Here is a 21,864-nt window from a genome sequence, read left to right on the forward strand (position 1 = left end):
TCGATCCGCTCTCGATACGGTGTCGCCCATGCGCTTCGCGATACTCGGACCCCTGGAGGTCCACACCGAGGACGGCACGCCCGTCCGCGTCCGCGAACGCAAGGTCCGCACCCTGCTGGCCGACCTGCTCGCCCACGAGGGACAGGTCGTGCCTGCCGACCGCCTCATCGACGACCTGTGGGGCGACACACCGCCCACCGACGCCCACGCCGCGCTCCAGACCAAGATCTGGCACCTGCGCCGCGCTCTCGAGGCCGCCGAGCCCGGCGCCCGCGACCTCGTCGTCTCGCAGGCCCCTGGCTACGCGCTGCGCGCCGTCCACCTCGACGCCACCCGCTTCCGCGCGCTCCTCGGCGAAGGCCGCCTCGACGAGGCGCTGGCCCTGTGGCGCGGCCCCGCCCTCGCCGACCACGCCGACGAGCCCTTCGCCGCGGCCGCCATCACCCACCTCGAAGAGCTCCGCCTCACCGCGCTCGAAGACCAGGCCGAACAGCGTCTCGCCCAGGGCCACCCCGTCGAACTGGCCGCCCTCGTCGCGCAGCACCCGCTCCGCGAGCGGCTGCGCGCCCTCCACATGCGCGCCCTCTACCTGGCCGGCCGCCAGAGCGAGGCCCTCGACGCCTTCACCCAGGCCCGTACCCTGCTCGCCGACGAGCTCGGACTCGACCCAGGACCCGAGCTCACCGCCCTGCACGAGGCCATCCTCAGGCAGGACCCCGCCCTCCAGCCCCCGCGATCCGACCTGCCCGCCGCGCTCACCGACCTCGTCGGCCGCGACGACGCCGTCCGCGAGGTCCGCGCGGCCCTCGAAAGGTCACGACTCGTCACCCTCACCGGGCCTGGAGGCGTCGGCAAGACCAGGCTGGCGATCGAGGCGGCCCGCGCCCACCCCAACGCCCACCTCGTCGAGCTGGCCGACACCGACGACCCCGCCCAGGCCGTCGCCCAGGCCCTGCGCCTGCCCGACACGACCGATCTCACCACCGCGCTCCACGCCCGCCACCCCACGCTCCTCGTCCTCGACAACTGCGAGCACCTCATCGAGGCGACCGCCGACCTCGGCGCCACGCTGCTGCGCCGCGTCCCCGCCCTCCGCATCCTCGCCACCAGCAGGGAGCCCCTCGCCGTCCCCGGCGAGCACCCCTGGCCCGTCCCGCCGCTCGACCCCGCCGCCGCCGCCGAGCTCCTCCTCACCCGCGCCCCCAGCCTCACCCCCGGCGACGCCGCAGCCCTCGTCCCCCACCTCGACGGCATCCCGCTGGCCATCGAGCTGGCCGCCACCCGAGCCAGAGCCCTCGGCGCCGACGCCCTCGCCGAACGCCTCCAGCACCACCTCCTGACCGCCGAGCAGCGCGGCACCCCGCCCCGCCAGCGCACCCTGCGCGCCGTCATCGACTGGAGCTGGGACCTGCTCACCGAGCCCGAACGCGTCGTCCTGCGACGCTTCGCCGTCCACGCCGACGGATGCGCGCTCGACGCCGCCGAGCACACCTGCGCCGAGCCCCACATCGACGTCGCCGACATCCTCGCCCGCCTGGTCGACCGTTCACTCCTCAGCCCCGGCCCGCGCCACCGCCTCCTGCAGTCGGTCAAGGCCTACGGCCTCGAACGCCTCCGCGAAGCGGGCGAACTCGGCGCCGTCCGCGAGCGCCACACCGCCTACTACACCGCGCTCGCCGAACAGGCCGACCCGCACCTGCGCGGCCCTGGCCAACGCCAGTGGCTGGCCACCCTCGACGCCGAGAGCGCCAATCTCCGCGCCGCCCTCGACCACGCCCCCGCCGACCACGCCCACCGCCTCGTCGACGCCCTCGCCTGGTACTGGTTCCTGCGCGGCCGCCTCACCGAAGCCCGCCGCCACCTCGCCAGGGCCCTCCGGCAGGGCCCGAACGCACGCACCGCCGCTTGGCAGGCCGCCTTCACCCTCCTGTCGGGCGAACCGGCCGACGCCGGCGCCGCCCTGGCCCTCTTCCACGACGACCCCGCGGGGCTGGCCCGGGCGCAGTGGTCGCTCGCCTTCGCCCAGCGCGGCATCGGCGACGACACCGTCCACCTCACCGACGCCGCGCTCGCCGCCTACCGCGACCTCGGCGACGCGTGGGGCACCGCGGCCGCCCTGAGCACCCGCGCCGCCAAGGCGCTCCAGTCCGGCGACCTCCTCAGCCTCCACCGCGACGCCCAGGCGGCCCTCGACGCCTTCCGCGCCGTCGGCGACCGCTGGGGGCAGAGCCGGGCCGCCGACCTGCTCGCCACCCACGCCGAGATCACCGGCGACTACGCCCGCGCCACCGCCCTGCGCACCGAGGGACTCCGCCTCGCCGAGGAGCTCGGACTCGCCAGCGAGATCTCCTGGCGCCTTTCCAGCCTCGGCCGTATCGCCCTGCTAACAGGCGACCACGACCGCTCCCGCGAGCTTCACACCCGCGCAGGACGGCTCGCCGCCGAACAGGCCAACAAGCCGGCAGAGGAGTTCGCCCAGACCGGCCTCGCCCTCACCGCCAGACGCCAGGGCCACCTCGACGAGGCCGAAACCCACCTGCGCGCCTGGCTCGACTGGATGCGCAGGCTCGACGCCAGGCCCGGCAGCGCCCTCGTCCTGGCCGAGCTCGGCTTCGTCGCCGAGCAGCGCGGTGACCACGCGGGCGCCCTCGACCTCCACCTGCAGGGACTGGCCGCCGCCCGAGCCAGCGGCGACCCCCGCGCCGTCGCCCTCGCCCTCGAAGGGCTGGCAGGGGCGCACTCCCTGGCAGGACGCCATGACCTGGCCGCGCGCCTGCTCGCCACCGCGGCCGCCACCCGTCGCGCCGTCGGCGCTCCCCTGCCTGCGGCCGAACGCGGCGACGTCGACCGGATCGAGGCCCGTGTACGGCAGGCGCGCGGCACCGCCGACGCCGCCCCGCTCACCCTCGAGGAGATCTCGGGCGTCGAGGAACATCGATCACCTCCCGTCACGCGGTCCACCGGGAGGCGACGACCGTGACAGTCTCCCGGCGCCGGAGCACATGGCCGGCGACGACGGCGGTGGCGCACGTGGTCCTGGCTCTCCTGACGGTGATCATCCTGGCGGGCGTCCGGCATCTCGGCGCGGACCTGTGGCAGATCTTGGCCGCGGCGGGAGCTGCCGTCCTGCTCCATGTGGGAGCGGTGGTGGCTCATCGACGGCCGTGGGTGGGGTACGTGATCGGCGCGCTTGGCATGCTCGTCCTGGTGACGACGCCCTTCCTGGGGTGGTCACCGACCATGCTGCCCTCGGCCGCGTGCTTCCCCCTGACGTTGTGGCGGCTGACCAGCCGGGTCTCGGTCAGGTCCTCGGTGGTCGCGTTGGCCGTCGCCGCGCTCGGGATCGTCCTCACCGAGCTGGTCGCGTGGGCCCGGCTGCCCCCTGACGTCCCTGGGTGGACCCGCCTGGTCGAGGGCGGGCTGCTGATGCTCGTGGTCGGCGGTGTGTGGCTTGCGGCCCTGCTGGTACGCCGCAGGCACGAGGCCGGCCGACGAGCCGAGAGCGAACGACTGGCCGCGGCGGTCGCGGACGAACGGGCCAGCATCCGCCGCGACCTGCACGACGTGATCGCCCACACGGTCACCGTCATGGTCGCGCGGATCGAGGCCGCGGCGGTGACGACGACGGATCCGGCGACCCGCCGCGAACTCGGCGACATCGCCGAGGCCGGCCGGGACGCCCATCAGGGTCTGCGAGCGATGCTGGCCACCCTGGGCCCGGCCGCCGTGGCGCCGCGCGCCGATTCCCGGCCCAGAGAGGTCCCGATCGCGCTCGATGCCCTCCCTGACCTCGTGGCCTCGGCGGCGAGCCCGCTCCATGCGGTGACGTTCGCGGAGGTGGGTGAGCGACGGCCGCTGAGCCTGAGTGCCGAGGTCGCGGCGGTCCGGACTGTGCAGGAGGGCATCACCAATGCGCTGCGCCACCTCGAACCACCGGTCGAGGTGACCGTTCGCCTGCGCTGGACCCCGGCCGAGGTGGTGGTGGAGGTGCGCGACGACGGCGGCAAGGCGCTTCGCGACGTCGGCAGCCAGGGGACCGGCTTGATAGGGATCGAGGAACGTGTGCGTACCGCAGGAGGCACCCTGTCGATCGACGACGGGGACGACGGGTGGATGCTGCGGGCGCGGCTCCCCACGAAGGAGGGGGCATGACCGGGATCCGTGTCATGCTCGTCGACGATCAGGAGTTGCTGCGGGCCTCGCTCCGTACGGTGCTGTCGGCCGACGAACGCATCGAGGTCACCCACGACGTCGCGAACGGCCGCGACGCGATCGAGGTCGTCCGGCGGCACCGCCTCGACGTGGTACTGATGGACATCCGCATGCCGCGCATGGACGGGGTCGCCGCCACGGCGGAGATCGTCAGGATCGCACCGGCGACCCGGGTGCTCATGCTGACGACGTTCGATGATGACGAACTGGTCGTGGCTGCCATCCGGGCCGGCGCGAGCGGCTACCTGACCAAGGACGTCCGGCCCGCCGCCCTGGCCCAGGCCGTGTGTGACGTCGCCTCCGGGACGTCGGTGCTGGCCCCGGGTGTGGCCGCGACGATCCTCGATCTCGTACGGCAGGTGCCGATGCGGAGGACGGCGGCCCTGGACGGCCTCACCCCACGCGAAGTCGAGATCTTCGGCCTGCTCGCCCGTGGCAGGTCCAACAGCGAGATCTGCGCGGAACTGGTGCTGAGCGAGAACACGGTGAAGTCGCACGTCCGGGCCGTCCTGCAGAAACTGCACCTGCGCGACCGCGTGCACGCGGTGATCCACGCGTACGAGAACGGGCTTGTGGGTCGCAACGATCTGCCTGACTGAGATTCCATCCTGCCGGGTGGTTCCGTCTCACCCCTTGGGGTGATGTCGGCCGGTGACGCCCGGCCTAGGTTCGACGTCGTGCATCTCCTACGTCTGCCCTCCTTTCCTCGTGTGACCTCCCTCCTCGTCCTCGGCGGTGTGCTCGTCGCCGTGCTGCTCGGCTGGACGGCACCGGCCCACGCCACCGGCGAACGACTGGTCGACGACTTCCGCTCCGTCTACGGCACGCCCGGTGTCGCGGCGGCCGTGATCGACAAGTCGTCGGTCGAGACGATCGTCCGCGGCCGGGACGGGGACGGCAACGCGGTGACGGCGCGGACACGGTTCCGGATCGCCTCGATGAGCAAGTCGATGACGGCGGCGGCGATCATGCTGCTGGTCGACCGTGACCGCCTCTCCCTGGACGACCCGGTCGTCAAGGTCCTGCCCGACTTCAGGATGGCCGATCCGCGCTTCACCGGGATGACCGTGCGCCAGCTCCTCAGCCACACCTCGGGGCTGTCGAACAGCACGAACGACGAGTACGTGTTCCCCCCTCCGCGCAGCGCGCAGGACATCGTGGCCGGGCTGGCCGACAAGACCCTGGCCGCCGATCCGGGCAGCCGCCCGGAGTACCACAACACCAACTACTCGATCGCGGCGAGGATCGTCGAGGTGGTGTCGGGGAAGTCCTTCGACGCCTTCCTCCACGCCGAACTGTTCACACCGCTGGGCATGACCGGCACCGGCTCGACGCTGGGGTGTTCCGATCGTGCCGAGGGGCTGCCGTCCGGGTACGAGGTCGTTCTCGGGGTGGCCGTCGCGGCACCGGAGATGCCGGGGATGTGCGTCGGCAACGGCGGGGTGATCTCGACCCTGGACGACATGGTGCGGTGGCTGCGGTTCAACCAGGGAACCCTCGGGGCGGACCTGCTGAGTGCCGCTTCCCTGGCCGAGTTGCACACCGTCCAGCCGAAGGCCGGCGGCTACGCCCTCGGCTGGCAGTCCCGTCCCGTCGCACCGGACGCCCCGCCGTCGGTGATCGGCCACGGCGGAACACTGGCGACGTGGACCGGGGACATGGTCTTCTCGCCCAAGACCGGTGTGGCCGCCCTCGTCCTCACCAACAGTGGCGGCGATCCCGGCCTGCTCTCGACCAACCTTCTCGCCGAACGGATCGGGGCACCGGCAACGCCGATGAGCAACCCGCTCACCGTCGTGAACGCGGTCCTGCTCGGGCTCACGGTGGGGATGGCCGCGCTGCTCGTCACCGCGGCCGTCCGAGCGCGCCGCTGGGCCTCGCGACGCCGCGCGGCGCGCCGGCCGAGGCTGGTTCTGCGGCTCGTGCCTCTCGCCCTGGTGACGGTGCTGGGCGCGGCGCTGCCGACGCTGATCTGGGGGGCGTTCAGCTTCCAGTACTGGATCGTCACCGCCTGGCTGCTGCCGCTGCTGGCGCTCTTCTGCCTCGCCTGCTGCGTGCTCGGGGCGGTCGCACTCGGCCGTCGCCTCTGGTGCTTCCGCCGCGCCGGTCAGGCGACCTTCGCACCGGTACGGCCGGCCACGGTGGACAGCTGACCTGGGCGGGAACCTGGCCGGCCATCGTTCCGACCTTCCTCGACGGCCGTCATCATCGCGTGGGGGAAGAGCGGGGCCAGGAGTAGCCCGCGCGATCAGTCAGTGGTGCGGCGGGGAGTTCAACGGTGATGCGGAGCCCTCCGTCAGGGCGGGGGGTGATGGTGAGTGTTCCGTCGTGTGCCTGGGTGATGCTTTTGACGATGGCCAGGCCGAGTCCCACGCCTGCATGGTCGTCGCGCACGCGCTGGGTGCCGCGCTGGAATGGTTCGGTGAGGGTGGGGACCAGCTGTGGTGAGAGCTTCTTGCCGGTGTTCTCGACAGTCAGCATGACGGACCCGGGGTGAACGCTGGTGCTCACCCAGATCGCCCCCTGGGTGGGCAGGTTGTGGACGATCGCGTTGTGCACGAGGTTCGTGGTCATCTGCAGCAGGAGCGCTTGCGATCCGATGGTCGGGGTGATGTCGCCGGAGGCCTCGAGGGAGATTCCACGTCGCTCGGCGAGGGGGAGCAACGTTTCGGTGGCTTCCTCTGCGACCAAGGACAGGTCGACATATCCGCGGGTGAAGGACCTCTGGTCAGCACGGCTGAGCATGAGCAACGCCTCTGTGAGGTCGATCGCTCGGGCGTTGACGGCGTGGAGGCGTTCGACGAGTTCGCCGGTGTCGCGCTTCGGATCGTTGCGGGCCACGTCGAGAAGTGTCCGCGAGATCGCCAGCGGGGTGCGCAACTCGTGAGAGGCGTTGGCTGCGAATCTCTGCTGTTCGGCGATGTGCGCTTCGAGCCGGGTGAGCATCGTGTCGAAGGCGTCGGCGAGTTCGCGGAACTCGTCCCTGCGGCCTTCCAACTCGATCCGGTGGGAGAGCGATCCTTCCGCGGCCCTGCGTGTGGCATTGGTGATGCGAGTCAGGGGCGCGAGCATGCTGCCGGCGAGGATCCATCCTCCCAGGAGGCCGAACATCAGCAGGAAGATCAGCACTGCGGTTGCCGCTGGGGCGAAGGCGCGTAGGAGGTCGGACTGGTTGGGTACGAACATTCCGGGCGTGTGGATCACTTCAGGTACGTAACGCAGCAGGAACACCCACACGGCCGCGAGCAGCAGGGCGCCTGCGAGCATGAGGAACCCCGCGTAGCTGAGGGTGAGTTTGAGGCGAACGCTCAACCCGGGTGCCCTATCCACGGTCATCCGCCTTCACCCCCCGGTGCCGGATGCCGTGTCGATGCGATACCCGACGCCGGGCACCGTGGCGACGACCCAGGGTTCGCCGAGCCGTTTGCGCAGCGCCGAGACCGTGATGCGCACGGCGTTGGTGAACGGGTCCGCGTTCTCATCCCATGCCCGTTCCAGCAGTTCTTCGGCGCTGACGACACCGCCTTCGGCTGCGACGAGAACTTCGAGCACGGCGAACTGCTTCCTGGTCAGCGCCACGTACCGGCCGTCACGGTAGACCTCTCGGCGGAACGGGTCCACCCGCAGACCTGCGATCTCTCGCACAGGAGGCCTGTTGTACGCGCGCCTGCGGTCGAGTGCTCGGAGCCTGAGCACGAGTTCTCGGAGTTCGAACGGCTTCGTGAGGTAGTCGTCGGCGCCGAGCTCGAACCCGGAGGCCTTGTCGTCGAGACGGTCGGCAGCGGTGAGCATGAGGATCGGCATGCCGCTACCGGAAACGACGATACGTTTAGCGATCTCGTCACCGGAGGGGCCGGGAATGTCGCGGTCGAGGACAGCGATGTCGTAGGCGTTGACGCTCAGCAGTTCCAGAGCGGTATCACCGTCACCGGCGATATCGGCCGCGATCGCTTCCAGACGCAGCCCGTCGCGGATGGCTTCTGCCAGATACGGCTCGTCCTCGACGATCAGCACACGCATGCTCCGACACTACGAGCCGGAGCATATCGTCGGCATATCAAAAATCTCATACGTGCTGGCAACCCCACGCTTCCTTGACTGGAGGCATGGCTAGCAGAGCACCAGCACGAGCAGCAACCCGCCGGACTCCCAGGCTCGTGATCGTCGCCCTGGCAGTCGCCATCACGGCGTTCATCGGGGCCGTCGGCTATCAGTCGGCGTCGTCCTCGGCCGCGTCACCCATTGACGTCGGCGAGGCTGCCGGGGCCGTTCCCGACGGCGTGACAGTCTTCGATGACGAGATCCCGGCAGTGGCCAACCTCGATCCGGATCTGCTCAAGGCTCTCCGCCGAGCTGCAACGGATGCCATGGAAGACGGCGTCGAGTTTCGGGTCAACAGCGGATGGCGTTCACCGGAGTACCAGGATCAGCTTCGTCGTGAGGCGGTCTCCACGTACGGCTCAGAAAGCGAGGCCGCGCGATGGGTGGCCACCGCGGAGACCTCCCTTCACGTCTCGGGAGAAGCGATCGACATCGGACCCGTCGACGCCACGGCGTGGCTGTCCGAGCACGGCGCCGATTACGGGCTGTGCCAGATCTACCGCAACGAACCCTGGCACTACGAACTGCGCCCCAAGGCTGTCGATCGTGGCTGCCCGCCCATGTATGCCGATCCCACGCACGACCCGAGGATGCGGCAGTGACCGGCACGCTCGCCGGGCTCGGTGCCGGGGCTGGCTCGTCGTACTGCGCGCGAACGCTCTATCGAACGCACTCGATCAACGTTCGGCCGGCCGAAGCCAAGGAGAAGCTTGGGGGCAGCCGTGCGCGCAGCCTGGCGGCACGGGCCGCTCAGAAGATCCGAGCACCCCGTGCCGCCAGGCACAGGCGCTCCTCTTACACTTCGCGAGCTTCGCTATTTAGCCTTCTTCCCCTTCTTCCCCTTCTTCGCCTTCTTCGGCCCGGGTGCGAAGCGGTAGTCAGCCTGCAAGCGCACCGGGAACATAGTGAGGATGGTCATGCCAACCTCCAACACCAAACCGGCTCCCCCTTCACGGGGTACAATACCGGCGAACTCGGGCCTTTCACCTCAAATTCGCGCCAATCCGATCGTGAGGTCATTGGCGAACATTTTGGCCGGGTGAGGACTATACCTTTTCACTCTCAAGCGGTCCGAGATCGTCACTTTGGCCGATTAGGGCTATCAAGGGGCCGAGGGACCGGTGATTCCTCCGAACGAGGTCATGAACAAGGCCCGGGCGTCAGAAGGCGGGCCAACGGGTGAACGCCCAGCTCAAGGGCTGGAAGATACTCCCCGCCACGCTGCGAGGCCGGCCACCCGTGCAAGTCCACCGCCGATCTCCAGAATCACGGTGTTGCCCAGGCCGCTTGAGGATGAATAAGGTTCAATGTTCTCATTTCACTCGGCATAGCGGCGGAGCTGACACAAGCCGGCGCCCTCGGCGAATTCGGCGAGTTTCGCCTTCTCGCTGGACGGCTTGGCAACGGTGTGCTCGTCATCCAGTCGAACGATTACTTAGTCCGCGAAACACTCGCCGCCCCGCCTCAGTAGGGCCCATGCCGGGGCGTCGCATGGGGCTCTTCCCATGCGAGTGGGCTTGCGGGGTGCATTACCGCCGGTTCCCGAGGATTGTGGAAGCCGTACGCGTACTGCCCAACCGTCTTGTTCACCCGGTCGGTGATCTCGGAGCCCGCGTCGGTGATCCCGGTGCGGATGGACACGCGGATCTCCGGCCGCCAGGTCTGCGCCGAACGAGCAGGCCCTGTCCTGGTAGCTGTCTCCGGCCGCCACCGCTCATGGCTTCAGCTCAAGCCTCTTCCTCGACGCACCCGGGAAGGCGACGACCAGGTGGTGCTCCTGGCCCGCATCGTCGACCCGCACGTAGACACGGAGCCGGTAGCGGCCCTTCCCCGCGATCGCCAAATTCGGCATCGGGGCGCCCGCGCCCACGTCTCCGCCCTCACCCATCTCCGGCACGGCGAGCCGGCCGCTGCGGCTAACGATCGGCACCTCGTTGACCTGATCCCACCCGGCCGTCCGCCGAGGCGGCGCGGTACGGAAGGCCTTCACCGTAAGGCACAGGTCACTGACGTCTTCGACGTGCCCGATGAGCACCGCGCTGCCGGCCACCCCGATGAGGGCGTTGTCGTCGTAGACCTTGTCCATCGCCTGCTCCGCCGCGAGGTCGGCGGCTTCGTCGCCGGGGTCGTGGACCAGATAGCCGTGATCGCCGTCGGCGAAAAGGAAGTACTTGGCTGTGGCCTGGGCGACAGCCTTCGTCCGGGGCCACGGGTCGCGGCATTTCGCATTCTCCTCGGCGATGTGGGCGGTGTACGCCGTCTCCGTCTCCGTGCTCGACCGCAGCAGCTCGGGATGGGTGGCGCCGACGATCTCCGGGCAGACGTAGACGAGGTCCCACGGGTCCGCGCCCCCGGCCGGCCGCGCGCTTCCGGCCCGCGTCAGAATCGCCTCCTGCTCGTCGCGGTCCTTTGTACGGCACAGCGCCCGCCCGTACGCGAGGATCGCCTGGTCCGACAGGCTGTCCGGGAACATGGGCGGGACTCCGCCCTCTGTGCTCCGCGCCCGGCACAGGAACGCGGCGTCGTGTTCGGCAGGTTCCAGGTCGCCGAAACGGGGCCGGTCATAGCAGTCCATCGACCAGCCGGTGTAGGTGAGGTGCGGGGTCTGCTCTGGGTGGATCAGTGCGATGACCGGCAGTACGGCCACGGCCGCCACCGCGACGCGGATCACGCGCCGCCGCACGGGCGGAAGGTCCGCCGGGCGGCCCTCAGCGGGCAGTTCACGGGCGGTCGCCGCGATCCACACGGTGCCGACGAGCCCCACCGCGCCCATCATGACCAGCACCGCCTCCTTGCCGCTGGAGATCCTTTCGAAGAGAAAGTTGAACGGGATCACCAGCGCGTACACGCCCACCGACAACCACCCGGCGGCCAGCGTGCCGCGGCTCCACCGGCCGTCGCGCCGCTGCCCGACGACCGTGATGATGGTCGCCGCCACTCCGCCCAGTACCAAGCCCAGTTCGACGATGCCGCCCGGTCCAAGCTCTGGGAGGTCGAGTTCGTCGAGCAGTTCGTTGGCCATCCCGGCCAGCTCGACCGCGAACATCGCTCCGGCCGCCGCGCGCAGCATGCGGGACCGCCAGCGGATGACGAGCAGGTAGAGGACGTCGATCGCGGTCCACAGCGCGAGCTGGAACACCGCGTCGACCGCGTCGGGGAGCAGCGCGATCGGATACCACAGCACCAGGGTGTACGCCACCGCCAGATACAGCAGTCGGCGCAGCGCCTTCGCCTGGCGGTCAAGCGGTCCCGGCGCGGGGGCACGCAGGATCAGCCACAGGAGCGCGGCCTTCACCAGGGCGGCCACGAGCAGCGCCACAACCGTCGGGGCGTCAAACCCGCCGCGCGCGTAGAACTCCAGGTAGGTCGGCGGCGCCCATTCGACGGCCACCCAGAGCCAGACGTCGCCGAGCACCAGGCCCGCGACCGCCGCCGCCAGAACCAGACCTACTAAGCCAATCCTGATAATCCGCCAGAAACTATCTGAAGGCACGGGAGGCGATCTTAGCCCGGCACCGCCGTACAGGCGGGCACAGCGGAAAGAGCGGTCCCGCCCCGCCGATCAGAGCCATGATCTTCGACGCGATGCGGTTTCGTTTTGATGGTGAGGCGCCGGGTGCCCAGGATGTTGCAGGCGACGTAGTCGGAGAAGGAGTGGTCCCAGAACTTCTCCCAGCCGGGCTGGGCGGCCCCTGGACGGGCAGGGCCTGAGCCGGCGGGCCGCCGGCAGCACGACGCGGCCGCAGCGCAGGCGAGGCAGATACGGCAGGCGCGCTGCTGCAGCGCCCACGTGCTCCAGCATCGCCGGCGCGGCTCGTCACGACCCCCCCTGTCACTCCTGGGAGGTCCGGTGCCGAGGTGGGGAGTCGGCGACTCCGTACAGCAGCCGCTTGAGGTTCAGAAGGTCGCCCACAAGGGCCACGTTCCCTTCGGCGAGCGCAGCGTCGAGCGAGGCCGGATCGGCCAGCAGGCCGCCGAGCGTCTTCGGGTCCGTACGAAGCGAGATGTCGGCCGTGGCAGGCTCACCGCTCCGCACCTGAACCTGTCCGGAGTCTACGCAGACCGTCCAGACCGAGCCGTCGAGATCGAGGCGACAAACGATCGGCGGCGCCGCCGGGTCGGGACGAACGTGACCTCGCAGGAAGATCAGCACTGAGGTGGCGCTGAGTGAGGTGGGCTCTGGAGGGTGGGGGGCATCGATCCCCCAATCGCTCAGAGCCAGGACGATCGGTTCCAGCTTCCGGCCCCACTCTGTCAGTTCGTAGACCTGCGGGCCTGCCGTTGACGCCAGTTTGCGGCGACGGATCACCCCGTGATGCTCGAGTTCTCGAAGCCGATCGGCAAGCAGGTTCGAGCTGGCGTTGGGCAGAGCGTGCCGCAGCTCGGAGAAGCGTTGAGGCATCAAGAGCAGCTCGCGGACGACCAGCAGTGCCCATCGCTCCCCGACGACGTCGAGAGCCCGAGCCATCCCACAGGAGTCCCGATAGCTACGGCTGGTCGGCATGGCTGCTCTCCTCGGTCTGCCCTGATCCGGAACTACCACTCACTGTAGTTGCTATTCACAACTCATCGCCTGCCGTTCCCCGATGACGTCGAGACCCCGACCAGTGAGCACTGCTCCTTAAGAACTACCTAGTTCGGTTGCTTTTAACAACTTCTTATGGTTATCGTTCAGCAGCGGCCTGACGGAACCAGCGAGGGGCAGATGGCGCTCGGCGGCGACCTGCACCTCGGAAGGACAGACCCATGCGACAGCCCTTGGCCCACTTGAGATCACCGGACCGATCCGGTGGTGGAGCCGGCGCCAAGGTCGCGCGACAACCAGGAAGACAGGAGCCTGCGATGAGTACTTCTCTTTCGAACCAGAGCCCGGCCTCGACCCAGAGGCCCGAGCATGCGTCGATCGTGGATCCCGATGCGCACCAAGTCCTGTTCGAGAACGAACACGTTCGGGTGATCCATGCGCGCGCCTCCCACGGTTGGGAAAGTGCGATGCACTCGCACCCGCCGATGCTCGTGGTCAACCTCGGCTCCGGGCGGCAGAAAGTGACCTGGGCGGATGGGGCGACGCAGATCGTGGATCTGAACCCCGGCGCGGTCGTCTGGCAAGACGACGCTTTCGATCACGCCTGGGAGTTGCTGGCGGGCGAAGTGAACGTGATCCTCGTCGAGGTCAAGTCGGCGAACGTCAGAGAACAAGCGTCAGGTGGCGGCGGGTGATTTCGTCTGGGCCTGTCCGTGTGGGGGTTTGCCGGTGCTAGACACGTGAATCCCGGCTCCACCAGCGAATTCCCCGTGAGTCCGGAGACTTACTGGCGTGACAGCTCAGCAAATTACCGGCCTGGATTCTGAGCGTGATGGACGGCTTCCCTTTCGGCGGGTGGCACGGGGCAATACTCGCCGAAAAGGCAACGGACATGCCCATCGCCCCTGCTCGAAAGCGTCCCCGCGAAATCAACGACAAGGAGACTGAAATGATCACACCGAAGCCCGGCAGTGTCCTTCTGGGCACCACCCGGCCCGCAGAACTGCGTGAGTGGTACCGCAGGGCGCTCGCACCGGCGCACGAGGGTGAGGGTGCGATCGATCTGGGCGGCTTCCTGCTGGTCATCGATCAGCGCGACGACGTCGACACGAAGAACAACGAGCCGGGCCGGATGATACTCAACTTCCACGTCGACGACTTCGACGCCGTCGAGACCCAGCTGCGGGCGGCAGGGGTGGACTGGCTGTTCCCCGTCTCCGACCGCCCCAACGGCCGCTTCGGAACATTCGCAGACCCTGATGGAAACTACCTTCAGATCATCCAGCTCAACGAGACGCACAGGCACCGGCCCCACGCGTAGCCATGAGAGCGCCGCCCGGCCGGCACCCGGCACGCCCGGCGGCGACGCTGAGATCGACGTCACCTGGCACGACAGGCTCACGGCCGTCGACTGCGGCCAGAACCTGGAGAGGATCGGCTGTCCGCACTGCGGGATGTCGATCGGCACCGACTGGTGGGCCGATCTTCTGGAAGCGAACTGCGAGGACGGCTTCGCCACCCTGGCGGTCGAGCTCCCCTGCTGCGGCGTCGAGTCGGCACTGGACGCGCTGGACTATCACTGGCCGTGTGGATTCGCCCGCTTCGAGATCGCCGTCTGGAATCCCGACCGCAGCTGGTTCACCAACGAAGAGCTGGCTGCGCTCGCGGAGGTGCTCGGGCACCCCGTGCGCCAGATCAGGGCTCATATCTGACCCTCGCCCGCCAGAAGTCAGAACCCCATCAAGCCGGCAGCACGAATCCAAGCGCAGTGGTGGTCGGGTGGTGGCGCCGACGTACCGGATGCGGCTGCCCTGCCGGTCGGCGAGGCCGTATACGTCTTGGCCAACGAGCATGCGTCTCGGTTCGGCGCCGGCAGGGACATGACACCACCGGCGTCCTTTACAACGTAGATCAGCCTTTGCTGATCACGTGCCAGGCCAGGTGCAGGGCCAGTCTGGTCGCCGGGTCGTCCAGGTCGTAGCCCACCTCCTTGATCCGCTCCAGCCGCGCGGTGACCGTGTTGCGGTGCACGCCCAGCCGTTCGGCCGCCCGGACGGCGCCGCCCTCGCTCAGCACGGCCCCCAGCGTCTCCAGCAGTGTTCCCTCCCTGTCGGCGGCCATCAGCGGCCGCAGGACGACCGTGGCCGGCGCCCTGAGAACTCCCCCTGGAATGGCGGCCAGCAACTCGGCGGGCCCCAGCCGGTCCGAACGGGCCACACGCCCGCTCCCTGCCAGGAACGCCGCCGCCTCCGCGCCCAGCAGCGACTCCCCCACGGCGCGAAGTCCCGTCACGGGGGTGCCCACTCCCGCAGCGCACGGCCATGGCAGGGCTCGCAGGCACGCGCCGAGCCGCTCGGCCAGCTCGCCGGGTTCGAGCGCGGACCAGCCCGCCCAGCCGTCACCCCGCCTGACGACCGGAGCCCCGCCCAGCGTGGCCGCGATCACCTCGCCGGCCCTGGGGCTGTCCTGCCTGTCCGCCGTCCATCCGGACGGTCTGACCATGAAGGCGGACACGGGCCCGCGCACGGCCCACCCCAACGCCACCGCCCTGGCCCAGACCCCTTCACCAGCTCTACGGTCATCAGCGCGCCGGCCTGGCCGGCCGCCACGAAGCCTGCCCGAGCCGCTCGGGGCGCCGAGAGCGCCGGCGCCGCCGCTGAGTCTGGCGCCGCTGCCGCCCTTGGAGCCGGCTGGGCTCTCGGAACCCTCAGCGCCATCGAAGCCATCGGGCCCGACGGGGCCGTCACAGCCGTCGAAGCCGCCAAGGTCGCCGGGAACCTCGGAGCCGTCAGGATCGTCGTAGCGGCCGAGGTCGCCGGGAACGTCGGAGGCTGCCGAATCCCTCAAGCCGCCGAGGTTGCCGGGGACGTCGGAGGCGTCAGAAGCCTCCAGGCCGCCGAGGCTGCCGGGAACCTCGGAGCCGGCTGCGTCCTCCAGGTTTTCCGAGCCGCTCGCGGCCTCCGACAGCAGGCGCTCGGCCAGGGCGGACTGGAGGGCGAAGTCGCCTGCGGCCGCCAGCCGTTCGGTCGCCGCCCACGCCGCCAGAGGAGCGACGGCCAGCTCCAGCACCGTGCGCACCACCGAAGGCCAGCCCGCCGACCTCGCGGGACCCCCGGCCACCAACCTGCCGAGCACCTCACCGGCAGGCCCCCGCACGACCACTTCGGCCGGCCACGCCCCCACGATCCCGGACGACTGAGCCACCGGCCCCCGTCCCGCGGGACCCGACGAAGGAACGGCCGGCCCCCGGCCCTCGAGCCCTGCGGGGTGAACGGCCGGACCTCGGCCCCCGAGACCGGACGCGGGAACGGCCGGATCCCGGCCTGCGAGACCGGACGCGGGAACGGCAGTCCCTCCGCTCGCTGCGCCGGACGACAGCGCCGCCGCCCGGCCCGCCAGGCGTGTGCCGGTCTCGTCGACGAAGGCCACCGATGTGCCAGGCAGCTCCGTGTTCAGCACCCCGAGCACCCGCCGTGCCGAGGCTCCGGCCTCCGCCAGCCTGGTCGCGCAGCGTGCCACCAGTTGGGTGCGGGCCGCCGCGGGACGAGCCGCCGCGGAGGCCACCTCCACCGCCGTCACCAGCGGATCGGCCGTCACGAACACCAGCGTGATGCCGAGCCGATCGGACAGCACCGCGCTGGAGCCCGCCCCCACCGCGCCGACAGGGGCGATCACGCAGGCCGCCGCCTGCTCCCAGGCCCGCCGCATCGCCATCTCCACCGCCCAGCCGCCGCTGGCCGCCGCGCCGATCAGCACCACGGCCGTGTGCGGCGCCACCGAGGAGAAGACGGCCAGCTCGTCGACGATGCGCACCTGATGGACGGGGCTCTCCCCCGCGCCGTACATCCGCGCGCCCGCCAGCGGCCCGCCGTTGACCAGCTCGGCCACCGTGATAGGCGCCTCCCACTCCGCCGCCCCGCCCACCGCACCACGTGGCCCGCTCACAGCTCCACCACTCCACTCACGACTCCCCCGCTCCGCCTGCCACGCCCGGCTCTGTGCACCGATCCGTGTGACCGCCACTCCCACTCGGTTCGCGACGACGACTCAACCCACCACACCCGCCTCCGCCCAGCTCCCTGTTCGCTCACCAGGCCGTTCACAGCGGCACCCCGAAGGCGCGCAGGCCGCCGAGGGCGCTGCCCTGCTCGGTGTGCCACGCCGGGGCCGCGCGCAGCACCAGCACCTCGACACGCATCCCCGGACTCGCCTTGTCGACGTCCACCACCACCCCGTCCGCCGACGAGATCATGCAGATCTGGTCGGGCGCCATCGCCACCGCCGCCCCGTCGGCCAGGGCCAGCACGATCTCGTTGTGCGCCTCCAGCCGCACCAGCCGTCCCAGCCCCTCGCTCTCCTCCACCACGATGCTCGACGGCGCCGACGGCAGCGTCACGTCCGCGCCGTGCCCGCTGCTGCCCTCCACCGCGACGATGCGGCCCTCGCACAACCTGCGCACGCCGTACGGCGCGGCCACCGAACGCGGCGCACCGGGTCTGCCCGCCTCGAGCAGCAGCGACACCGTGCCCGGCACCAGCACCCGCGCCAGCTCGGCGGCCTCCATCGGGTAACAGACGGCCAGCCCCCACCCGCCGAACGACAGCACCACCGGCCGCAGCGTCTCCTCCACCCTGTCGGGCGCGGTCTCCAGCAGCACCAGCTCGCCCGAGGGCCCCGCCAGCGCCAGAGGGGTGGAGCTGACCCCGCCCAGCGTGTAGGTGGTCTGCTCCACCAGCGGGAACACGCGCCCTGAGCCGTCGCCGTCCACCAGGGGCAGCCCCAGCGAGGCGGCGGCGATCAGCGGGAGCAGCGCGTTCTCCGCCGCCAGGTTCAGCGCGACGACCGCGCCCGCGCGCCTGCCCAGCCTGCGTTCCAGCGCCCGTACGGCACGAGCAGGCTCCTGCCCTTCCGGCAGCTGCTCGCCCAGGGCGGTCGTCGACCCGACCAGGCTGACGGCCACGCACAGGGTGCCGGGCGGCAGGTCACCGGCCGCAACGAGCTCCACAGGCGTGTCGAGCACCGCGCCCGCCCAGTCCACCGCCAGCTGGAAGGAGGACTCGGCGGCGCCCGTCGCGAACAGCCTCGACCCCGCCGCCAGCACGGGCAGGTCCTCACGCCCGATCATGGGGTGGTTCCCGCGGCGGTGACCCGGACCCGGTAGAGGCCGTCGGGCAGGTAGGACAGCGGGTTGACCGTCACCTCGCCGATGCGCGCCGAGCCGGGAGCGGCTCCCGCGCTCACCACCCTGGTCAGCGCCTCGTCGCGGGCGTCGGCCAGCGCCCTGTCGAGCTCGGCCCTTCCCCTGGCCTGGACGATCCGCTCCACCTCCGCCAGCGGTCCCGCCAGCGCGGCCCCGAAGGCGGCCACCACATCCGGCGGGAAGCCTCCGCCCTCCCCCGCACCGGCCACCGAGCCCGGCGAGACGGCCACACTCCCTCGCCCGCGGTCCGCCGGGCCGGTCGGCGCGGCCTCGGTCTTCCCCATGGGCCCAGGAGAGACGGCGCGTCCGGAGTGTGGGCCGGGCAGGGCGTGGGCTCCGTGCAGGGCGGCGGCGGTGGCGCCTTCGCGACAGATCAGGGGGTAGCGGCGGAAGTAGTGCGCCGAGACCAGGCCCTCGCCGCTCCTGGCGAAGTACAGCGGGATGCCCTCGAGCCACGAGGCCGCCGCGTCCGCCAGGCGCTCGGCCTCAGGGCGCAACGCCGCGTTGAGCATCGCCTGCCGCTCACGCTCGCGCAGCCCAGGCCGTCCGAACTCGTAGGACAGCGTGATGCGCGCGCCCGGCACCTCGGCGGCGATCAGCTCGGCCACCGCGAGCTCATGGTCGGCCAGCACCGGCGAGCCCGTCGCCGTGACCGCGAAGTCCGCCAGCCCGCACCCGGCGGCGAAGGCGCGCACGGCGGCGGCGTCGAGAGGGGCGAGGGGGCGCCGGGTGAGGCTGTGGCCGCCGCGCACGATCGTGGCCAGCCCGCGCGGGTGCGTCACCTGCGGGCCCAGCGCCGGCGGGCACGGGCCGCCCACCCTGATCGCGGCGACGGGCGCGGCGCGCACGTCGTCGAGGTCGACCGCGACACAGGCCGCCCTCACCTCGCCGAGATCCGCCTCGGCGGGCCCGTTCCCCAGCGAGCCGGCAGAGGCGCGCGCGGAGGCGGGCAGGCTCTCGCCGTCTCGGGCTGGGAGCAGGGCGCCGTCATAGGCGCGCCACCAGGCCAGGACGCCGTGGCGGACGACCGCGACCGTGGTCGAGGACCGTCCGGGAGCGACGCCGAGGATCATTCCAGGCCGCGCCCCTCCGTCTCGGGCAGCGGCACCGCCAGCAGCGCCGTGACCACCATGAAAGCGTTGATGACCAGCATGGTCGCGGTGAATCCCGTGGCGCCTGCCAGCAGCGCGCCCACCGCCGACGGGGCCACCGTCGTGGCCACCAGCTGCGAGGCCGTGGCCCAGGAGTAGCCGGTGCCGCGCAGGGCCGTCGGGTAGAACTCGCCGTTCCAGGTGTTCCAGACGCCCCACGCGCCCAGGCTGAAGAACGACAGCACGAAGTTGCCCGCGTAGAGCTCGAAGGGGGAGTCGGCCAGCGCGAACCACAGCCCGCCCAGCGCCGCGGCCACCACGTAGACGAGGAACACCTTCTTGCGTCCGAAGCGCCCGGTCAGCAGGGAGGCGCTGACGTAGCCGGGGATCATCATCAGCGCGCTCAGCGCCGCGAATCCCAGCGAGGCGTCGAAGGTCAGGCCCTTGTCCTGCAGCAGCGTCGGCAGCCAGGTCTGCAGGCCCCAGTAGCCCCAGTTGAAGGCGAAGTTCAGCAGCAGCATCGCCACGGTGATCTTCGTCAGCCTGCCGCGCAGCAGATCGAGGGGGCGGCCCACACGCTCGGTCGCCACGGTGAAGGTCGCGTCGTGGTCGGGGCTGCCCAGCTCGCGCAGGACCTGGCGGGCCTCCTCCTGCCGTCCGCGCGCGGCCAGCCAGTACGGCGACTCCGGCACCCACGCCCTGATCGCGAACGCCCACAGCCCCGCCGCCGCGCTGGCGATGACGACCACGTGCCAGCCGAGGTCGCCCAGCGCCACCGACGCGCCGATGGCGGCCAGCATGCCGATCGGCCAGCCGATGGACAGGTAGACCGCGGCCCTGCCCCTGCTCCTGGTGGGCAGCAGTTCGAGGAAGTAGGGGAAGGTGATGGTGTAGACGCCCGCCAGCGCCAGCCCCGAGGCGACCCGCAGGGTGACCAGCGTGGCCATGTTCGGGGCGAAGGCCGAGGCGAAGGCGATCGCTCCGTAGGCAAGCAGCGACCAGAAGGCGGCGGGCCTGCGGCCGATCCTGTCGGAGACGGGCCCCCAGATGAGCGCCCCTGGGATCATGCCGAAGGCCACGGCCGACAGCACGATCCCGATGCCCGCCTCGTCGATGCCGAAGGACTCACCGAGGTCGCCCGAGACGTAGATGAGGGCGAGTTGCTCCCACGACTCGATGACGAAGGCGATGAACAGGGCGAGGGCGATGAGCACGTGCCGTCTGGTGAACGGCATCCGATCGAAGGCCGACCCGATGGGCAGCGTGCGGGCGTCGGTGGCGGTCATGGAGACTCCTCGGAGGAGGGGGGCGCTGTGGGGATATGGCGCACCATAGGGCCGCCCCCTCCCTCCTCCGCTGTGCACGACGCACCGGCCCGGCGGGCCGCGCTGTGCGCCTTGCCTTGAGGCCTCAGAATACCCGCAGGTCAGAGGCTGTTCTCGTGCACGTGCACGATGAGCCACTCCCCGTCGAGGTGACGCAGCACGGTGGTGGTGCGCACGATCTCGGGCTCCCCCGTGGCGTAGTCGACGCGCAGCAGGTAGCGGGCCAGCGCGGTGTCTCCCCACACGTCCACGACCTCGTCGTAGGCGTGCAGACCGGTCTCGGCGGGGCCGTCGGTCGGCCTGGCGTCCCGCACCTTGTCCAGCTGCGCCCTGCTGGTGATCAGGTCGGGGGCCGCCGAGTCGAAGATCGTGGCCTCCGGGTGCAGCAGGCGGTCGATGCCCGCCCTGTCCCCCCTGGTGTAGGCGTCGTACATGCCGGTCACAACCGCCCACACTGCCTGGCGCGTCATCGTTGCCCTCTCGTTCGCGTCTTTGTCCCATCGACCCTTGGCGATGGCCGATCAGCCACTTTAGGGTGTTTTGTCGGCATCACCGGACACCCCCTGCGCCTGCGGCCAGGAGCGGCACGGGCCGTCACGCTCGGATCAGCCGCACCACAGGCGGTGGAAGGAGTAACCGCGCGCCTTCAACGTCTTGATGATCTTGGGGAGGGCGGCGACCGTCTGCCTCCTGTCGCCGCCGCCGTCGTGCAGCAGCACGATGCCGCCCGGCCTGACGTCGGCCAGCACCCGCTTGGCGATCGCCTTCGAGCCGGGCCTGGCCCAGTCGCGCGGGTCCACCGTCCAGAGCCGGACCTGCTTGCCGAGCGCGGCCGCGCGCTTGCGTGCCCGCTTGTCCACCGCCCCGTACGGCGGACGCAGGCACTGCGGCGTGTACCCGGTCTGCCTCCTGATCTCGGCGTCGGTGTGGAGCACCTGCCGCCTGAACGCCGGCCACGACAGGCCGCGCACGTCGGGGTGCGACCAGGTGTGGTTCTGGACGCTGTGGCCCTGCTCGAACACCTTCCTCGTCAGCGCCCTGTTCTCCTTGATGTTGACGCCGAGCTGGAAGAACGTGGCCCGCACGCCGTGCTCCCCGAGGATGGCGAGCACCTTCGACGTGTACTCGGACGGCCCGTCGTCGAAGGTCAGGTAGACGACCTTCTCCGCCGTCCGCGCGTGAGCGGCCGGAGCCGTCCCCAGACCCGCCACCATGACAGCGGCCACGACCGGCACCACAGCGCGCCAGCGAACCATCGCTCCCCCTCGTCCCCACGCCACGAGATCCCCTCTCACGAGAACCCCCGTCACAAGATCGCCCTCATGACATCGCCCCTCATGCGAGCCCCCTCAAGAGCTCGGATCACGAGAGCTCACGTCACGGGAGCCACCATTACGGGAGCATCATGAA

The 21,864-nt window shown here is 70.7% G+C and carries 18 protein-coding genes; 8 read left to right on the forward strand and 10 right to left on the reverse strand.

Annotated features, from left to right (window positions below):
• Positions 1 to 28 precede the first annotated feature (28 nt).
• The 4 genes from FHR33_RS44270 to FHR33_RS44285 all read left to right on the forward strand — a co-directional run bounded on the left by FHR33_RS44270 (position 29) and on the right by FHR33_RS44285 (position 6,365).
• Positions 29 to 2,980, forward strand: coding sequence for an ATP-binding protein (locus tag FHR33_RS44270; RefSeq protein ID WP_183661245.1), 2,952 nt, complete (start codon positions 29 to 31; stop codon positions 2,978 to 2,980).
• 50 nt (positions 2,981 to 3,030) lie between these two features.
• Positions 3,031 to 4,152, forward strand: a complete 1,122-nt coding sequence (locus FHR33_RS44275; protein ID WP_312896056.1) for a sensor histidine kinase — start codon at positions 3,031 to 3,033, stop codon at positions 4,150 to 4,152.
• Entirely contained in the window at positions 4,149 to 4,811 is a 663-nt protein-coding gene (locus FHR33_RS44280) for a response regulator (RefSeq protein WP_183661249.1), read from the forward strand. Before FHR33_RS44275 ends, FHR33_RS44280 begins: the two co-directional genes overlap by 4 nt.
• 78 nt (positions 4,812 to 4,889) lie before the next feature.
• Positions 4,890 to 6,365 (forward strand): serine hydrolase domain-containing protein, encoded by a 1,476-nt coding sequence (locus tag FHR33_RS44285; protein WP_312896057.1) that lies wholly within the window; start codon positions 4,890 to 4,892, stop codon positions 6,363 to 6,365.
• Between the two features lie 52 nt (positions 6,366 to 6,417).
• Here FHR33_RS44285 and FHR33_RS44290 read toward each other — a convergent pair whose 3' ends face one another.
• Both FHR33_RS44290 and vanR-Sc read right to left on the reverse strand, forming a co-directional pair.
• A complete protein-coding gene (locus tag FHR33_RS44290) occupies positions 6,418 to 7,524 on the reverse strand; it encodes a sensor histidine kinase (protein ID WP_281388551.1) in 1,107 nt (368 codons plus the stop codon).
• Positions 7,525 to 7,554: 30 nt separating this feature from the next.
• Complete coding sequence (vanR-Sc, locus tag FHR33_RS44295; protein ID WP_183661258.1) at positions 7,555 to 8,232, reverse strand: VanSc-type vancomycin resistance response regulator transcription factor VanR; 678 nt, start codon at positions 8,230 to 8,232, stop codon at positions 7,555 to 7,557.
• A 137-nt stretch (positions 8,233 to 8,369) separates the two neighbouring features.
• Between vanR-Sc and FHR33_RS44300 the strand changes: the two genes are divergently transcribed.
• Positions 8,370 to 8,915 carry a M15 family metallopeptidase gene (locus FHR33_RS44300; protein WP_312896058.1) on the forward strand — a complete coding sequence of 182 codons (546 nt, stop codon included), beginning with the start codon at positions 8,370 to 8,372 and terminating at the stop codon, positions 8,913 to 8,915.
• Positions 8,916 to 10,027: 1,112 nt separating this feature from the next.
• Here FHR33_RS44300 and FHR33_RS44305 read toward each other — a convergent pair.
• Both FHR33_RS44305 and FHR33_RS44310 read right to left on the reverse strand, forming a co-directional pair.
• A complete protein-coding gene (locus FHR33_RS44305) occupies positions 10,028 to 11,728 on the reverse strand; it encodes a hypothetical protein (RefSeq protein WP_183661263.1) in 1,701 nt (566 codons plus the stop codon).
• 417 nt (positions 11,729 to 12,145) lie between these two features.
• Positions 12,146 to 12,817 carry an HxlR-like winged helix-turn-helix transcriptional regulator gene (locus tag FHR33_RS44310; protein WP_183661266.1) on the reverse strand — a complete coding sequence of 224 codons (672 nt, stop codon included), beginning with the start codon at positions 12,815 to 12,817 and terminating at the stop codon, positions 12,146 to 12,148.
• Between the two features lie 338 nt (positions 12,818 to 13,155).
• Here FHR33_RS44310 and FHR33_RS44315 point away from each other — a divergent pair, with 338 nt between their 5' ends.
• The 3 genes from FHR33_RS44315 (at position 13,156) to FHR33_RS44325 (ending at position 14,550) form a co-directional block, all read left to right on the forward strand.
• On the forward strand, positions 13,156 to 13,533 hold the full coding sequence (locus FHR33_RS44315) for a hypothetical protein (protein WP_183661268.1): 378 nt from the start codon (positions 13,156 to 13,158) through the stop codon (positions 13,531 to 13,533).
• 254 nt (positions 13,534 to 13,787) lie between these two features.
• On the forward strand, positions 13,788 to 14,159 hold the full coding sequence (locus FHR33_RS44320) for a VOC family protein (RefSeq protein ID WP_183661271.1): 372 nt from the start codon (positions 13,788 to 13,790) through the stop codon (positions 14,157 to 14,159).
• 133 nt (positions 14,160 to 14,292) lie between these two features.
• Positions 14,293 to 14,550 carry a hypothetical protein gene (locus tag FHR33_RS44325; RefSeq protein WP_183661274.1) on the forward strand — a complete coding sequence of 86 codons (258 nt, stop codon included), beginning with the start codon at positions 14,293 to 14,295 and terminating at the stop codon, positions 14,548 to 14,550.
• Positions 14,551 to 14,749: 199 nt separating this feature from the next.
• Here FHR33_RS44325 and FHR33_RS44330 read toward each other — a convergent pair whose 3' ends face one another.
• The 6 genes from FHR33_RS44330 to FHR33_RS44355 all read right to left on the reverse strand — a co-directional run bounded on the left by FHR33_RS44330 (position 14,750) and on the right by FHR33_RS44355 (position 21,710).
• Positions 14,750 to 16,783, reverse strand: coding sequence for a PucR family transcriptional regulator (locus FHR33_RS44330; protein ID WP_183661276.1), 2,034 nt, complete (start codon positions 16,781 to 16,783; stop codon positions 14,750 to 14,752).
• A gap of 154 nt (positions 16,784 to 16,937) precedes the next feature.
• On the reverse strand, positions 16,938 to 17,963 hold the full coding sequence (locus tag FHR33_RS44335) for a DUF917 domain-containing protein (protein ID WP_183661279.1): 1,026 nt from the start codon (positions 17,961 to 17,963) through the stop codon (positions 16,938 to 16,940).
• Positions 17,960 to 19,111: a hypothetical protein gene (locus FHR33_RS44340; RefSeq protein WP_183661282.1), complete on the reverse strand. Its 1,152-nt coding sequence runs from the start codon at positions 19,109 to 19,111 to the stop codon at positions 17,960 to 17,962. Before FHR33_RS44340 ends, FHR33_RS44335 begins: the two co-directional genes overlap by 4 nt.
• A complete protein-coding gene (locus tag FHR33_RS44345; protein ID WP_183661285.1) occupies positions 19,108 to 20,415 on the reverse strand; it encodes an MFS transporter in 1,308 nt (435 codons plus the stop codon). Before FHR33_RS44345 ends, FHR33_RS44340 begins: the two co-directional genes overlap by 4 nt.
• Before the next feature lie 140 nt (positions 20,416 to 20,555).
• Positions 20,556 to 20,924, reverse strand: coding sequence for a nuclear transport factor 2 family protein (locus tag FHR33_RS44350; RefSeq protein ID WP_183661288.1), 369 nt, complete (start codon positions 20,922 to 20,924; stop codon positions 20,556 to 20,558).
• Between the two features lie 135 nt (positions 20,925 to 21,059).
• Positions 21,060 to 21,710 (reverse strand): polysaccharide deacetylase family protein, encoded by a 651-nt coding sequence (locus FHR33_RS44355; protein ID WP_183661291.1) that lies wholly within the window; start codon positions 21,708 to 21,710, stop codon positions 21,060 to 21,062.
• Between the last annotated feature and the right edge of the window lie 154 nt (positions 21,711 to 21,864).

This window comes from Nonomuraea dietziae, from assembly GCF_014195505.1.
GTDB lineage: Bacteria > Actinomycetota > Actinomycetes > Streptosporangiales > Streptosporangiaceae > Nonomuraea > Nonomuraea roseola.

Coding starts and splice junctions, on each gene's coding strand:
- FHR33_RS44270 (WP_183661245.1), top strand. CDS start 29: ATGCGCTTCGCGATACTCGGACCCCTGGAGGTCCACACCGAGGACGGC.
- FHR33_RS44280 (WP_183661249.1), top strand. CDS start 4,149: ATGACCGGGATCCGTGTCATGCTCGTCGACGATCAGGAGTTGCTGCGG.
- vanR-Sc (WP_183661258.1), bottom strand. CDS start 8,232: ATGCGTGTGCTGATCGTCGAGGACGAGCCGTATCTGGCAGAAGCCATC.
- FHR33_RS44310 (WP_183661266.1), bottom strand. CDS start 12,817: ATGCCGACCAGCCGTAGCTATCGGGACTCCTGTGGGATGGCTCGGGCT.
- FHR33_RS44315 (WP_183661268.1), top strand. CDS start 13,156: ATGAGTACTTCTCTTTCGAACCAGAGCCCGGCCTCGACCCAGAGGCCC.
- FHR33_RS44320 (WP_183661271.1), top strand. CDS start 13,788: ATGATCACACCGAAGCCCGGCAGTGTCCTTCTGGGCACCACCCGGCCC.
- FHR33_RS44325 (WP_183661274.1), top strand. CDS start 14,293: ATGTCGATCGGCACCGACTGGTGGGCCGATCTTCTGGAAGCGAACTGC.
- FHR33_RS44335 (WP_183661279.1), bottom strand. CDS start 17,963: ATGATCGGGCGTGAGGACCTGCCCGTGCTGGCGGCGGGGTCGAGGCTG.
- FHR33_RS44340 (WP_183661282.1), bottom strand. CDS start 19,111: ATGATCCTCGGCGTCGCTCCCGGACGGTCCTCGACCACGGTCGCGGTC.
- FHR33_RS44345 (WP_183661285.1), bottom strand. CDS start 20,415: ATGACCGCCACCGACGCCCGCACGCTGCCCATCGGGTCGGCCTTCGAT.
- FHR33_RS44350 (WP_183661288.1), bottom strand. CDS start 20,924: ATGACGCGCCAGGCAGTGTGGGCGGTTGTGACCGGCATGTACGACGCC.
- FHR33_RS44355 (WP_183661291.1), bottom strand. CDS start 21,710: ATGGTTCGCTGGCGCGCTGTGGTGCCGGTCGTGGCCGCTGTCATGGTG.